Source organism: Halomonas sp. SpR1 (assembly GCF_031010175.1).
In the GTDB taxonomy this organism is placed as follows: domain Bacteria; phylum Pseudomonadota; class Gammaproteobacteria; order Pseudomonadales; family Halomonadaceae; genus Vreelandella.
Map to the genome: position 1 here is coordinate 108923 of NZ_JAUAMB010000010.1, position 13200 is coordinate 122122.

Here is a 13200-nt window from a genome sequence, read left to right on the forward strand (position 1 = left end):
TGTTTATCTGCATTAGATTGAGCAGATTTACATTAGAAGGTGCCGCTGTTTTTTGCGCTCTGGTAAAGTAACCTGATTGGATGTGGTAGATGCTTGGTTTTTCTTTCACCTGCTGCCGGAGAGCGGCCCTTGGATACGCGCTTCCCCTTTGTTGATTGGTTTCGTAACGCTTCCCCCTACATTAATGCCCACCGGGGGCGAACCTTTGTCATCTTAATTGAAGGCGAAGCCATGGCGTCTGGCCGAGGGGAGCAGCTGATTCAGGATTTGGCTCTGCTACATACCCTGGGCGTTCGCCTGGTGGTGGTATTCGGCATTCGCCCCCAGGTGCATGAAGCGCTCACCGCCGCTGGCGTTGAACCCACCCGTATCGATGGCCGTTGGGTCGCCGACCGCGCGGTGATGGCCCATGTGGAGCAGGTCGCTGCTCATCAGCGGCTATGGTTAGAAGCGCGGCTCTCCCTTGGCCTGCCCAGCACGCCGCTGCACGGTGTCGAGCTCAGCGTAATCTCCGGCAATCTGGTGACCGCCAAGCCGCTAGGCGTGCGCGAAGGCGTGGATTTCGACCACAGCGGTGAAGTGCGCCGGGTGCGTGCCAGCGCCATTGAAGGCCTGTTGGAAAAGGGCTCCCTGGTGCTGCTGCCGCCGCTGGGTTTCTCCAGCACCGGCGAGGTGTTTGATCTGGACGCTTCAGAAGTTGCCCAGCACGCCGCCGTGGCCCTAAAAGCCGATAAGCTGATTCTGCTCGGCGAGTCGGAAGGTTTAGAAGATGAGCACGGCGCACTGCTGCGCCAGCTATCCCCAGCGGAGGCGGAGCCGAGGTTAACCCACGCCGTTCCAGGCAGCGAGTTAGCCCGCCACTTACAGGCCGCCTGCACTGCCGCACGGGAAGGCGTGGCACGCACGCACCTGCTCTCCTGGCGCAACCACGACGCCTTGCTGGGTGAGCTGTTCACCCGCGACGGCGTGGGCACCATGATCACCCAGCACCGCTACGAACAGCTGCGCCCGGCCACGCTCAATGATGTGGCGGGATTGCTGGAGCTGTTGGAGCCGCTAGAGCGGCGGGGCATGCTGGTGGCGCGCTCCCGGGAGCGCCTGGAACACGAAATTGATGACTACATGGTGATCGAACGCGACGGCATGGTGATTGGCTGCGCGGCGCTGCACGTGTTCACTGATACCAGCATTGCCGAGCTGGCCTGCGTGGCGGTTCACGACAGCTACCGCGGCGGCGAGCGCGGCGAGCGCTTGGTCGAAGCCATGGAGCGCCGCGCCCGCCAGCGCGGTTTAACGGAAATATTCGTGCTGACAACCCACACGGCCCACTGGTTTGTGGAGCATGGCTTCCGTGCCGCCAGTCTGGAAGACCTACCGCCACTGAAACGCGAAACTTACAATCACGCCCGCAAATCGAAGGTACTGGTCAAGCAACTAACGTAACCCGCTTTTAAAAGGGGGAACCGTTAGCACAGCTGATTTATGAGCTGGAGCCTGGCGCTATTGAAAACAGCGCCGGCATTTTTTGCGCTTCTCGTTGAATATTCTCATCAATCGGTGTGTCGTAGGTTTTGAGCAAATAGCCCAGCACCGAATAGAAACCCACCATGGCGATCAGGTCGATCACCGCCTTGCGCCCGATCGCCTCGGCAAGTTCTGCTTCCTGGTTCTTGGCCAGCATGCGCTCGTCGAGCAACGCATCCACGGCCTTGACGATAAGCCCATCCACGCCTTCGGGGTTACCGCGAATGGCATTGATGCGGGCCTCGGGAAACCCCAGAGCGAGGGCGCGACTAACATGGTGGGCCCACTCGTACGCTGAGCCCATACGCAGGCCTGCACGTAGAATCACCACTTCGGTCAACTCCGGGCCTAACGCATTCTCCTTCACAACGTGTTGGCGCAAGGGCGCCCACGCTTTAAGCAGGGCTGGGTGGTGTGCCATGGTGCGATAGACGTTGAGTGCACCAGCAAAATCTTCGCGCAGAGGAGCGATTTCCTCAGGCCAGTCGGCGTCAGAAACAGGCGGGCAGGGAGACGATGTCATGGGCGAGCTCCTTTCAGATAGTTGTTATTTCATCATCACTCTGCGATGGCGGCGTCGATGGCCTCGGCAATACGCTCAATGATCAGATCGACTTCGCTAGGCTCGATGATATAGGGCGGTGCCAGCAAGATGTGGTCACCGTAAATGCCGTCAATAGTGCCGCCCATCGGATAGCTGATCAGGCCACGCGCCATGGCCTGGCGTTTGATCTTTGCGTGAAGCTTGCGAGCCGGGTCGAAAGGCGTTTTGCTTTCCCTATCCGCCACCAGCTCGATCCCGCGAAATAAGCCTCTGCCGCGAATATCGCCCACATGGGGTGATTCGCCGAGCGCTGCTTCAAGGCCGCTCTGCAGCCTCGCCCCCATGGCATTAACGTTCGCCAGTGTCTCTGGTCGTGCAATGATCTCAACCACTTTGTTGGCGGCGGCTGCGGCGACAGGGTGACCAAGGTAGGTATGGCCATGCTGAAACAGCCCAGACCCATTGGCGAAGCTGGCGTAGATATTGGCCGATAGCATCACCGCGCCGATGGGCTGATAGCCGCCCCCCAGGCCCTTGGCGATGGTAACGATATCAGGCGTTACCCCATCTTGTTCGCAGGCGAAGACGGTGCCGGTTCTGCCCATGCCGCACATCACTTCGTCGAGGATCAGCAGCACGCCGTACTTATCGCAAATAGCCCGCACGCGTTTAAAGTAATCCGCCTCAGAGGCGACCGCCCCTAAGGTGGCGCCAACGACGGGTTCGGCAACAAACGCCATGACCTCGTCGGGGCCTAGCGCCAGAATCTTTGCCTCAAGCTCATCGGCGAGCCGTGCCGTGTAGGCTGCTGGCGTCTCATCGGTGCCTTTGTCGCGATACGCATAGCAGGGCGATACGTGGTGCGTTTCGGGCAGAATGGGCTGAAACTGCTGGCGCCGCATGGCATTGCCACCGGTGGCCAATGCGCCGATGGTGTTGCCGTGGTAACTCTGGCGTCTGGCAATGATGTGTCGCCGCTGGGGCTGATTAATCTCGACAAAGTATTGCCGTGCCATCTTTAAAGCCGCTTCAACGGCCTCCGACCCGCCCGATACCAGGTAGACGTAATCCAGCCCGGCCGGGGCTAAATCTACCAGCTTTTCAGCAAGCGCTTCGGCGACATCGGTGGTGAAAAAAGCGGTATGGGCGTAACAAAGGCTATCGATCTGCGCGCGCATGGCGGCCAGCACTTCCGGGTGGGCATGACCGACGCTGGTAACCGCTGCACCCCCCGATCCATCCAGGTAGCGCCGACCCGTGGTATCGGTGATATAGACACCCTGCGCCGACGCTGCATGGGGCAGTGCCCCGCCGATACCACGGTGAAGAATACGCGTCATAGCCCCTGACCCTCATTATCAAACGGTGAGAAATTCATATAACAAGGAGATTGACACATCTATAGAGACGCTTACAACAAATAAATCATTTTAATGTATAATGAAACATATGGATCATGTTTTCAAAGAACCAACCGCTTATTTCTAAAAGAGCAACCGCCTATGTCGCTGAGAGAGCAGATAATTGCCCATTACGATGCCATGTCACCGCAGCTCCAACAGGCGGCTCGCTATGTGCTTGAGCATCCCGAGGAAGTAGCGCTGGTCTCCATGCGCGAGGTGGCACGCTTAGCGGGTGTACAACCCGCCACCATGACCCGGCTGGCAAAGCACTTGGGGCTGCCAGGCTACGATGAACTTCGGGCGCAGCATGCGGCGGCGCTGCGTCAGGGCGGCGATGGCTTTGCCGCCAAGGTTCGCCAGCGGGTAGAGGAAGGCAGTGAAACGCAGGAAAGCGATATCGCCTTACATATGCTTCAAGGGCTGAGTGCCCAACTTGCTAAACTCTGCGAGCCCGATACGCTCCGGCGGCTGGAAGCCACCGCCGATAGACTGAGGTCAGCGAGAAAGGTCTATGTGCTAGGTTTACGCTCCAGCCATACCATTGCCTGGCACTTCCATTACGTGATGACCTTGCTGGGCGAGCGTTCGGTTCACCTGGATGGGCCGGGGGGAACCGGCGGAGACGCGTTAATTCGTGCGACACCGGAAGACGTTATGCTGGTTATTTCCATCAAGCCTTATGCAACAGGGACGCTAGAACTGGCCCAATTGGCAAAAGAGAAGGGTATGGGCATTGTTTCGATCACCGATAGTGAGGTGTCGCCGTTGGTAGCGCTGTCAGAGCAGGCTATCTTTTGCCCTACGGAAAGCGACAGCTTCTTCCATACGCTAACCCCTGCGTTAGCTGTCTCTGAAGTACTATGCACCTTATTGGCGGAATTCGACCGGCCTAAGACGCTAGAGGCGTTGCAACAGGCGGATGATCACCTCTCGCATCTCAATACCTATTCGACCGCTAACCCCAGGCGGCAGTGAGAAGCGAGATTTGTTAACCCAGCCTCATTGTCCGGTAAATCCTTCGATTATTACCGAGCGGTAATAATCAGTCGTCTCTTCGCCTTGTTAGGATTAAATATCCCCGAGCGGGAATATTTTGGAGCAAACGCATTCTGACAAAAAGGCGGCCCAAGGCCGCCCCGTTAGCGTGCGCTATATCTTAATAAGAAACCCTTAGGTATTAGGTATTTAAGATAACGCCACCATTCAGATGCAGTGTTTGGCCGCTCATATAGGAGGACTCCTCACAGGCCAAATAGACATAGGCAGGGCCCATTTCGCTGGGCTGGCCTGCGCGATTCATAGGCACCTGACCGCCGAATGACGCCACTTTCTCATCCTCAAAACTGGCCGGAATCAGCGGTGTCCACACAGGCCCCGGCGCCACGGCGTTCACGCGAATACCACGATCCATCAGCGACATTGCCAGCGAACGCACCAGCCCCTGAATGGCGCCTTTAGTGGCGGTGTAATCAATCAGCGTATCGTTGCCCTTAAAGGCATTGATCGATGAGGTGGCAATAATGGTGTCACCTTCGCTGAGATGCGGCAGGGCGGATTTAGTCAGATAAAAGTGGCTGAAGATATTGGTCTGGAAGGTGCGCAGCAATTGATCATCAGGAATCTCGGTAATGTCGTCCCAGTCGTACTGCTCGGCGGCGTTGTTGATCACAATATTGATCTTGCCGAAGTGGTCGAGGGTGTGCTTAACAATATCGCGGCAAAACTCTGGTTCAGCTACATCGCCTTTTAACACTAAGCAGCGGCGACCTTCTGCTTCTACCAGTCGCTTGGTCTCTTCGGCATCCGTATCTTCATCTAAATAGGCAATCGTGCAGTCCGCCCCTTCCCGGGCGTAGTGCACCGCCACCGCTCGGCCAATACCGCTATCGCCGCCGGTAATAATGGCCACTTTATCCAACAGCTTCTCAGCGCCGCGGTAGCTGTCGCGGATATACTCAGGCTCTGGGCGCATGGCGTACTCGTCGCCCGGCTGCTTGTCTTGATGCTGGGGAGGTTGCTTTTGATCACTCATGTGCGGTCACTCCATTGTTGGCACAAAACGGTTGGCACAGAATCCACACAAACGGATAGATACTGTTTGAGCCATTTGACGCCTACCCACTCCTCGGGCGAGCGTCACCCCTAAACGTAGACCAAAGGCGTAAAAATAAGCAAACCCCAGCGCGGGTGAGGATGTCTTTTGAGAACCTTTCAGATGTTTATCTTTATGCCTATATTCAAGGTTCTTTTATGTATTAATTCTATGTTTTATAACCTTTTTTTAATAACCTATGTTAATAAAATAAATGTTTATACAGGAATTGAGTGGCTATCAATTGACAATAAGCTAATGCCCGCTATGTTTTTATAGGTGGCGCGTCTGTTAAGTAATGCAGTGTAATTAGTTAAGTATTATGGCTTGTTTTATTTAAGCTCATAAGGGTTCTGATTGATTGCACCTTGTAGATGTGCACTGACGTTGATTTTGTTTCACCACGGATGCTGACAAGTGAGACGACAAGGAGGAAGTGACAGATGACCGATCAAGGAAAACAGCCTAATCCAGGCTCTCCCAGCCAACAGGGTTCCTCAACGGAGTCGCTCAAGCAGCAAGGGCGAGAAACCGCCCATGAGGTAGGGGAGGCGGCCCAACACCAAGCTGAAGGCTATTTTAACCAACAGCGCGATTATGCTGCGGAACAGTCGCATAAGATGACCAGTGTTCTGCAAAAAATGGCTGAAGAGTTTGATAACCAGCAGCAGCCCTTTTTCTCGAAACAAGCGAGAAAGTTTGCTGATACCACCGAGCGTTTTTCCCACAACTTGCGTGACAAAGATTTACGCAACGTTTGCGATGAAGCGCAAAGCTTTAGTCGCCGGGAACCCGCGCTATTTATGGGTGGTTTGATTGCAGCCGGCTTTTTAGCAACGCGTTTTCTGCGTAGTTCAAGCCAGCACTCGCATAGGGACGACTCGCACCCACATCATTCAAATGCGACAGATGATCGCTCTTCGGGGCTTCCGATGCAGGAAAGCGTACCTGCCGGGCAGTCCTCACCAGTCAGTCAGGCGTCAAGCCTTTCTGGCAGCTCCGTTCCAGGTAATGGGGCAGTAGGCGCATCGGGTCGTGAAAATGGAATGCCCTAACCAGGGGCCGGGAGGTAAAGAATGGATTCGGAAAACAAATCTACGTCGCAAGGCTCGTCAGTTGGCTCGCTACTCTCAACGGTGATGCAAGAAATTAGCTCACTGGTGCGCAATGAAGCTGAGCTTGCCAAGACCGAGATGTCAGAAAAAACCCACGAGGCTATGGCGGGCATCGCTTCTATCGCCATTGCCGGTGCGGTGCTGTTAGGTGGTTTTTTAACCCTGCTAGCCGCAGCGGTGTTTCTGCTCAATGAAATACTGCCGCCTGACACCACTCCCTGGCTGTCGGCGCTGATTGTGGGTGGCGTGGTGACGGTTATTGGCATCATCATGCTCAAAGCGGGCCAAAAGAAGCTCCAGGCGCGCAATTTAGTGCCTACGCGGACGATGAGTAGTTTGCATAGTGATAAGGCGGTTGCCCAGAAGCATCAGCACAACGTCAAGGAGGAGTTGAAATGACGGATCATGCCAACCAGCGGAGCCCAGAAGAGATTGAAAAGGATATCAATCAATCCCGTGAGCGCCTCGATACCACGCTGAACGAGATCGAAGAGCGCTTCTCTCCTCAGCAGTTGCTGAATACATCGTACGAGTATCTGCGCCATGGCGGTGCCAATGAATTCGTGGCTAACTTGGGAACCACTATTAAGCAGAACCCGCTGCCATTTCTGGTTACCACGGCGGGGCTGGGCTGGATGATGTTGTCACAGCGCCAGCCTAATCGAAGCCAGCAGCAGTACGCTTCTAATCTTGACCAGCGCTTTTATACAGGTGGACAGCCTTCATCGAATACGAGTGGCGCTCACGGTTCGCCGGGTATTCCTATCCATGAGGGCACCCACCCTAATGCCGCTATGCATGCCCAGCCAGTTGGAGGCGGTGGAACTGAGCACTCAAGCGACAGCCAAGGCCGTATGGGTGAGATGGCCCATAAAGCCAAAGACTCTGCTCAACACCTCGGTCAGAAAGCCAAACAAACGGCACAGCAGTGGGGCGATAAGGCCCACCACCTGGGGGATAACATGCGAGATTCCACGTCTCATCTACAGCATGGTACTCACAACAATTTGCACAATATGGGGCAGCGAGCTCGCCGTGCCGAGGGCCAGGCTTCCGATTTTATTCAGGAGCATCCGCTAGTGGCTGGCGCGCTAGGGTTCGCCCTGGGGGCGGCCTTGGGTGGTATTTTCCCCGCCACCAAGAAAGAAGACGAGTATATGGGCGAGTATCGTGATCGGGTTCTGCATAAGGCCGCTGAGACAGGGCAAGAGCAAATGGATAAAGCTCAGCACTCTATTCACGAAAAAGCCGAGTCGTATAAGGGCGAGTCGCAACAGGATAAAGATACGCAGACAAGCGGCACTAACGTCAGCGGCACTAACGTAAACGCGCCGCAGGACAGGGAAACGGGGCTAAAAGACTCACCCACTCCTTTTGGTGAACGCTCAGGGTCAGAGCGGCCCGGTTCTGAAAACAATCGTTCTGAGGACAAGCGCTCTGAGCAAAACAGCCCTGAAAGACACAGCCCAGGCTTAGCGGGTTCGAGTACGCCCTCTGGCAATACGCAAGGGTCGGGCACTAACCGCACGCCCTAACTCGCCTATTTGGCCGCTTAGCCCCGGGGCTGAAGAAACCAAGGCAACCACCTACGGTAAGGAGTAAGCGATGACTCAAGTACCCGAGAAAGACAAAAATGCTCCTAAAGAGCAGGATGACCATCACGATGAGGCCAATCCGATGCCGGATACCCATCATGTGAATCCAGAGTCCGATGACGATAAAAAGTCAGGCAGAGACTCCAAGCAATAACGCTTATGCAGCAGTGTTTAGAGCAAGTCTAAACAGAAAAGGCGCTACTTCGGGTAGCGCCTTTTCAATTGGCGCTAAACCTCTATGTTGATTGAAACCGTTGATACGGAAACCTCACTGAGCGAGGTAGGCAGTAGCTGCCCCAATGAGGAGTAGAGCGCCTCAGAGGTTGATGCCGCAATCGCTTGATCCGTCTTTTCCATGGCTTCTTCAGCTTTCTTTAGCTCGCGACGGGCTTCCTTGTCTTCCTCTCTCAGCCGAATCTTAAGTTCGTTAACGGCTTCACGCAGCTCTTTTTGAGCGTCCGCCAGTACGCCGCGTAGTGCGTGTTCACTAGCGCTGGGGCCACTGTTTTTTGAGCGGTTATCTTCAGTTTGAATCAGGTTGGGCAGGCTAGGTAATAAGCCGAGCTCGGTAGATTCATCGCCTTCAGGCTCGCCCGCTGCTTTCTCGGCCTCTTGCTCAGCCTTTTCCTCAGCACTCCTCTCAGCATCTTCCTCGGCTGTTTGCGCACTGGTTTCGGCTTGCTGCGCTTCACTTGAAACAGTTGCCTGGGCGCTTTCATCGCCACCCGCCTGTGCCGCGGCTGATTCGGCCCCGCTGACCTGCGCCACTGCCGGTTGAGCTGCTGTTGTTGTAGCTGCTGTTGATGGAGCTGCAGTCGATGAAACCGCTGGCGTTGAAACCACTGACGGGACAGCGGTCATGCCAGCACCACCGCCACCTTGGCTATTCAATAGTTTCGCCGCACCGGCCAGCTCGCGGGCGATGCTCTTGAGCTCCTTGGCCATGTTTTTAAGCTGCTCAGGCGAGGCAAAGGCCATCATCGCTTTGAGCATTTCAATCCGCTGGCGCAAAAAGCCCACTTTCTGAGTGGCCTGCTGCTGGGAGGCTTCCTTGGGCGTGGGCAAAGAGGCCAGGCTCTCCAACGCTTCCCGCTGCTTTTTAAGGCGCTTGGTGAACGGGTCGTCTTCCGCAGGCGCGGCGGCAGGCTCTCTCTTCTGCGGTTCAACGCGGGTAGAGGCTAAAAACTGCGGCTTATCCTGACGCTGGTTAATAAACGTGAATGACGAAAATCCTATCTTCATGGCGGTATCCTCTCCTCATTGTAAGAAGATATCGACCATTTAACTTAGGACTTTAACCCCCGGTCTTTAACCCCCGGACTTTAGACGCCGCTTAACTTCCACGCTTAGCCTGCCTTCACCCAGCTTCAGTTTCAGCTTCTGGCCGGGCTGGGTATCTTCCGCGCGGCGAATAACCTGGCCCTGCTCATCCTGGGCAATCGCATAGCCGCGCCCCAGCACCGCCAGCGGACTGACCGCGTTTAGCTCGCGGGCCGCGCTGGATAAGCGTGTTTGGCGAGTTTCCAGCTGGCGCTGCATGGCACTGCCTAAACGGCGCTGTAACTGGCTTACCCGCTCGTTTTCCGCGCGATGTAACCGGGCCATATCCTGGCTGGCTAAGCGTCTACTTAATTGCGTTACCTGGGCTTTTTGCTGGGTGAGCGTTAGCTGCATGGCGCGATTTAAGCGCTGATTGAGGGCGGTTAAGTGCTGGCGCTGGCTGTTGAGCTGCTCACCCGGGTGGCGCAGCCTGGCGCGCAGGGTATCCAGCCGCTGGCTGTCGCGCTCTAAACGCGCCTGCATGGCCCGCTGCAGGCGGCTGTGCTGGTGCTCAAGCTGGCGCTTAAGGGTGGTTTGATCCGGAACCAGGCGTTCGGCGGCGGCTGATGGGGTAGGGGCGCGCATATCCGCGGCAAAATCCGCCAGGGTGACATCCACCTCGTGACCCACTGCCGACATCACCGGCAGCCGGGAGTGAAAAATCGCCCGCGCCAGGTGCTCGTTATTAAACGCCCACAGGTCTTCCAGGCTGCCGCCGCCGCGGGTAATCAAAATTACATCCCGCTCGGGGTCTAGCCGCGCCTGACGGTTAAGCAGGCCCAGGGCGGAGATCATCGCCGGGGCGGCTTCCGCACCCTGCACCGGCACGGGAATCAGCGTCACGTCTGCCAGCGGCCAACGGGCTTCTAGCACCGCTAGCACATCACGAATAGCGGCGCCGGTAGCCGAGCTTAAAATCAAAAGCTTGCGCGGCGGAAAGGGGAGCTCGCGCGCATTGGCAAACACGCCTTCGCCTTCCAACTGCGCTTTTAAGCGCTCAAAGGCCGCCAGCAGTTCGCCCAGGCCCGCGGCCTGAACGGCCTCGGCAATCAATTGGTAATCGCCGCGAGGCTCAAACAACGATACCCGCCCACGCAGCTTGACCTGATCCCCGTCGCGCATCGGCGCCGAGACAAATCGCGCCCTCTGACGAAACAGCGCACAGCGAATCTGCGCACGATCATCCTTCAGGGTGAAGTAGACATGCCCGGAAGCGGGGCGGGAGACGTTGGAGAGCTCGCCTTCCACCCACACCTCGCCCACATCGCGCTCAAGGGTTTGCTTGGCGCGCTGGTTGAGTTGGCTGACGGAGAGGGTTTGCGGAGTGGGGGAAGCCATAGAATTACCCGCGCTCGATCAGAAAACGTTTGAGAGCGTCGGGGTCGGGCACGCCCTGAATCATTTCACCGTCGATGACCAAGGTGGGCACTGACTGAATCAGCGCCTCTTCCACCGCATGCCGCTGTGCCGCCTGATGCTGCTCGCGGTAGCTGCCCTGGGCCAGTGCATCGAGTACCGCTTGGCGCTCAAGGCCCACCGACTCACCAATATCTGCCAGCACTTCCGGGTCGCCGATATCGCGCTCCTGCTGGAAGAAGGCTTTCAGAGCGGCCATGGAGTAGGCGTGGCCCAAACCCTGCTCTTCGGCCATGGCGAATACTTCAAAGGCTTTGTCGGTACGCGGCTGCGGCGAAATATTGGGCAGCGTAATGGGCACGCCGAGCTTTTTGGCCATGGGGTAAACTGAATCCTGCCAAATCTTCGGCAAGTAGGGGTCTTCCACCTTTAGCGTGGGCACCGGGGCAGGGCGCAGCTCAAAGGGGCGCCAGCGAATTTCCACGTCCAGGCCTTTGGTTGCCTGGGCAATTGCTTCTTCCGCCAGCAGGCAGAAGGGGCAAACGTAATCGGTGTAGACAATAATCTGCTGAGACAAAATGCCTCCTTGAACAGTAAAAATGGCCAGCCATCAGCCTAACAGCATACGTCATTAGCAATTGGTATATGCACAACAGCCTGACTGCATTGCTGGGAAGGCCCTCAAAAAGCTATAATGGGGGATTAACCTTTCACGCCCCACTTCCTCTCAATCAGGGTGTTGCCGCTATGCTACGTATGGCCCAAGAAGCACTAACGTTCGATGACGTACTCCTCGTTCCCGGCTTCTCCGATGTTCTCCCCAAGGATGTCAGCCTCAAAACCCGCCTTACCCGCAATCTTTCGCTCAATATTCCGCTCCTCTCTGCCGCGATGGACACCGTTACCGAAGCGCGTCTAGCGATTGCGATGGCCCAGGAAGGCGGCATCGGCATCATCCATAAGAGCATGGCCATGACCCAGCAAGCCGCCGAGGTGCGCAAGGTCAAAAAGCACGAAAGCGTGATTGTGAAAGACCCAGTTACCGTTAGCCCCAAAGCCAAGCTCGCAGACCTGCTCACCATGGCGCGTGAATACGGCTTCTCCGGCTTCCCGGTGGTGGAAGGCGAAACCCTGGTAGGTATTGTGACCGAGCGCGACATGCGCTTCCAGCCCAACCACGGTGACAGCGTAGCGGACATCATGACCCCCCGCGAGCGCCTGGTGACCGTCAAGGAAGGCACCGATCTCGAAACCAGCAAAGCCAAGATGCGCGAACACCGCATCGAAAAAATGCTGATCGTCGATGACGAGTTCCACCTGCGTGGCTTGGTGACTTTCCAGGATATCGAAAAAGCCCGCACCTACCCGATGGCCGCCAAAGACAGCGACGGTCGTCTGTTGGTCGGCGCAGCGGTAGGCACCGGCCCGGAAACCCCGGATCGCGTTGCAGCGCTGGCCGAAGCAGGCGTAGACGTGATTATCGTCGATACCGCCCACGGCCACTCCAAAGGCGTGATTGACCGCGTACGCTGGATCAAAGAGAACTTCCCGGCCATTCAGGTAATTGGCGGTAACATCGCCACGGGCGCCGCTGCCAAGGCATTAGCCGAAGCCGGCGCGGATGCCGTTAAAGTAGGTATCGGCCCTGGCTCAATCTGCACCACGCGCATCGTGGCAGGCGTCGGCGTACCGCAAATTACCGCGGTTTCCAACGTGGCCGAAGCGCTCAAAGAGTTCGATATCCCGCTGATTGCCGACGGCGGTATCCGCTACTCCGGTGACCTGGCCAAAGCTATTGCCGCTGGCGCCAGCGCCGTGATGGTCGGTGGCCTGCTGGCCGGTACCGAAGAAGCGCCAGGCGAAGTCGAGCTTTACCAGGGCCGTACCTACAAAGCCTACCGCGGTATGGGCTCCATGGGTGCAATGTCGCAGAACCAAGGCAGCGCCGACCGCTACTTCCAGGATAAGAGCGAAGGCGCCGAGAAGCTGGTGCCGGAAGGCATCGAAGGCCGCGTACCCTATAAAGGCATGATGGCGGCGATCGTCCACCAACTGATGGGCGGGCTGCGCGCCTCCATGGGCTACACCGGCTGCCGCGATATTCAGGAAATGCGCACCAAGCCGGAGTTCGTACAGATTACCGGCGCTGGCTTTAACGAATCCCACGTTCACAACGTGCAGATCACCAAGGAAGCGCCCAACTACCGGGTGAGCTAACCAACGCGTTTAGATAATACGGCGGCGGGCATTG

At 56.8% G+C, this 13200-nt stretch carries 13 protein-coding genes; 7 read left to right on the plus strand and 6 right to left on the minus strand.

Going from position 1 to position 13200, the window contains the following annotated elements; genetic code table 11:
- Positions 1-129 precede the first annotated feature (129 nt).
- Complete coding sequence (argA, locus tag QT231_RS09700) at positions 130-1443, plus strand: amino-acid N-acetyltransferase (protein ID WP_308336695.1); 1314 nt, start codon at positions 130-132, stop codon at positions 1441-1443.
- Positions 1444-1480: 37 nt separating this feature from the next.
- Here the strand turns inward: argA and QT231_RS09705 are convergent, their stop codons facing one another.
- Complete coding sequence (locus tag QT231_RS09705) at positions 1481-2047, minus strand: carboxymuconolactone decarboxylase family protein (RefSeq protein ID WP_308336696.1); 567 nt, start codon at positions 2045-2047, stop codon at positions 1481-1483.
- A 35-nt stretch (positions 2048-2082) separates the two neighbouring features.
- Positions 2083-3408, minus strand: coding sequence for an aspartate aminotransferase family protein (locus QT231_RS09710; protein WP_308336697.1), 1326 nt, complete (start codon positions 3406-3408; stop codon positions 2083-2085).
- A 162-nt stretch (positions 3409-3570) separates the two neighbouring features.
- Here QT231_RS09710 and QT231_RS09715 point away from each other — a divergent pair, with 162 nt between their 5' ends.
- Positions 3571-4446 carry a MurR/RpiR family transcriptional regulator gene (locus QT231_RS09715; protein ID WP_308336698.1) on the plus strand — a complete coding sequence of 292 codons (876 nt, stop codon included), beginning with the start codon at positions 3571-3573 and terminating at the stop codon, positions 4444-4446.
- A gap of 202 nt (positions 4447-4648) precedes the next feature.
- Here the strand turns inward: QT231_RS09715 and QT231_RS09720 are convergent, their stop codons facing one another.
- Positions 4649-5503 carry an SDR family oxidoreductase gene (locus tag QT231_RS09720; protein WP_308336699.1) on the minus strand — a complete coding sequence of 285 codons (855 nt, stop codon included), beginning with the start codon at positions 5501-5503 and terminating at the stop codon, positions 4649-4651.
- 503 nt (positions 5504-6006) lie between these two features.
- Here QT231_RS09720 and QT231_RS09725 point away from each other — a divergent pair.
- The 4 genes from QT231_RS09725 to QT231_RS09740 all read left to right on the plus strand — a co-directional run bounded on the left by QT231_RS09725 (position 6007) and on the right by QT231_RS09740 (position 8427).
- Entirely contained in the window at positions 6007-6618 is a 612-nt protein-coding gene (locus QT231_RS09725; RefSeq protein WP_308336700.1) for a hypothetical protein, read from the plus strand.
- A gap of 21 nt (positions 6619-6639) precedes the next feature.
- The gene (locus QT231_RS09730) at positions 6640-7077 is read left to right on the plus strand and encodes a phage holin family protein (protein WP_308336701.1); all 438 of its coding nucleotides are present in this window, start codon (positions 6640-6642) and stop codon (positions 7075-7077) included.
- A complete protein-coding gene (locus tag QT231_RS09735; protein WP_308336702.1) occupies positions 7074-8213 on the plus strand; it encodes a DUF3618 domain-containing protein in 1140 nt (379 codons plus the stop codon). The genes QT231_RS09730 and QT231_RS09735 overlap by 4 nt, the downstream gene beginning before the upstream one ends.
- 70 nt (positions 8214-8283) lie before the next feature.
- Positions 8284-8427, plus strand: coding sequence for a hypothetical protein (locus QT231_RS09740; protein ID WP_308336703.1), 144 nt, complete (start codon positions 8284-8286; stop codon positions 8425-8427).
- 74 nt (positions 8428-8501) lie between these two features.
- Here QT231_RS09740 and QT231_RS09745 read toward each other — a convergent pair whose 3' ends face one another.
- The 3 genes from QT231_RS09745 to QT231_RS09755 all read right to left on the minus strand — a co-directional run bounded on the left by QT231_RS09745 (position 8502) and on the right by QT231_RS09755 (position 11526).
- Positions 8502-9515, minus strand: a complete 1014-nt coding sequence (locus tag QT231_RS09745) for a hypothetical protein (RefSeq protein WP_308336704.1) — start codon at positions 9513-9515, stop codon at positions 8502-8504.
- Between the two features lie 66 nt (positions 9516-9581).
- Complete coding sequence (gene xseA, locus QT231_RS09750; protein WP_308336705.1) at positions 9582-10931, minus strand: exodeoxyribonuclease VII large subunit; 1350 nt, start codon at positions 10929-10931, stop codon at positions 9582-9584.
- A gap of 4 nt (positions 10932-10935) precedes the next feature.
- Positions 10936-11526 carry a DsbA family oxidoreductase gene (locus QT231_RS09755; RefSeq protein ID WP_308336706.1) on the minus strand — a complete coding sequence of 197 codons (591 nt, stop codon included), beginning with the start codon at positions 11524-11526 and terminating at the stop codon, positions 10936-10938.
- A gap of 170 nt (positions 11527-11696) precedes the next feature.
- Between QT231_RS09755 and guaB the strand changes: the two genes are divergently transcribed.
- Positions 11697-13166, plus strand: coding sequence for an IMP dehydrogenase (gene guaB, locus QT231_RS09760; RefSeq protein WP_308336707.1), 1470 nt, complete (start codon positions 11697-11699; stop codon positions 13164-13166).
- The last annotated feature ends 34 nt before the right edge of the window (positions 13167-13200 follow it).

Bases quoted from the DNA above. Each gene is read 5' to 3' on its own strand.
- QT231_RS09705 (WP_308336696.1), bottom strand. From the start codon at position 2,047: ATGACATCGTCTCCCTGCCCGCCTGTTTCTGACGCCGACTGGCCTGAG.
- QT231_RS09725 (WP_308336700.1), top strand. From the start codon at position 6,007: ATGACCGATCAAGGAAAACAGCCTAATCCAGGCTCTCCCAGCCAACAG.
- QT231_RS09715 (WP_308336698.1), top strand. From the start codon at position 3,571: ATGTCGCTGAGAGAGCAGATAATTGCCCATTACGATGCCATGTCACCG.
- QT231_RS09730 (WP_308336701.1), top strand. From the start codon at position 6,640: ATGGATTCGGAAAACAAATCTACGTCGCAAGGCTCGTCAGTTGGCTCG.
- QT231_RS09745 (WP_308336704.1), bottom strand. From the start codon at position 9,515: ATGAAGATAGGATTTTCGTCATTCACGTTTATTAACCAGCGTCAGGAT.
- QT231_RS09720 (WP_308336699.1), bottom strand. From the start codon at position 5,503: ATGAGTGATCAAAAGCAACCTCCCCAGCATCAAGACAAGCAGCCGGGC.
- xseA (WP_308336705.1), bottom strand. From the start codon at position 10,931: ATGGCTTCCCCCACTCCGCAAACCCTCTCCGTCAGCCAACTCAACCAG.
- guaB (WP_308336707.1), top strand. From the start codon at position 11,697: ATGCTACGTATGGCCCAAGAAGCACTAACGTTCGATGACGTACTCCTC.
- QT231_RS09740 (WP_308336703.1), top strand. From the start codon at position 8,284: ATGACTCAAGTACCCGAGAAAGACAAAAATGCTCCTAAAGAGCAGGAT.
- QT231_RS09710 (WP_308336697.1), bottom strand. From the start codon at position 3,408: ATGACGCGTATTCTTCACCGTGGTATCGGCGGGGCACTGCCCCATGCA.
- QT231_RS09735 (WP_308336702.1), top strand. From the start codon at position 7,074: ATGACGGATCATGCCAACCAGCGGAGCCCAGAAGAGATTGAAAAGGAT.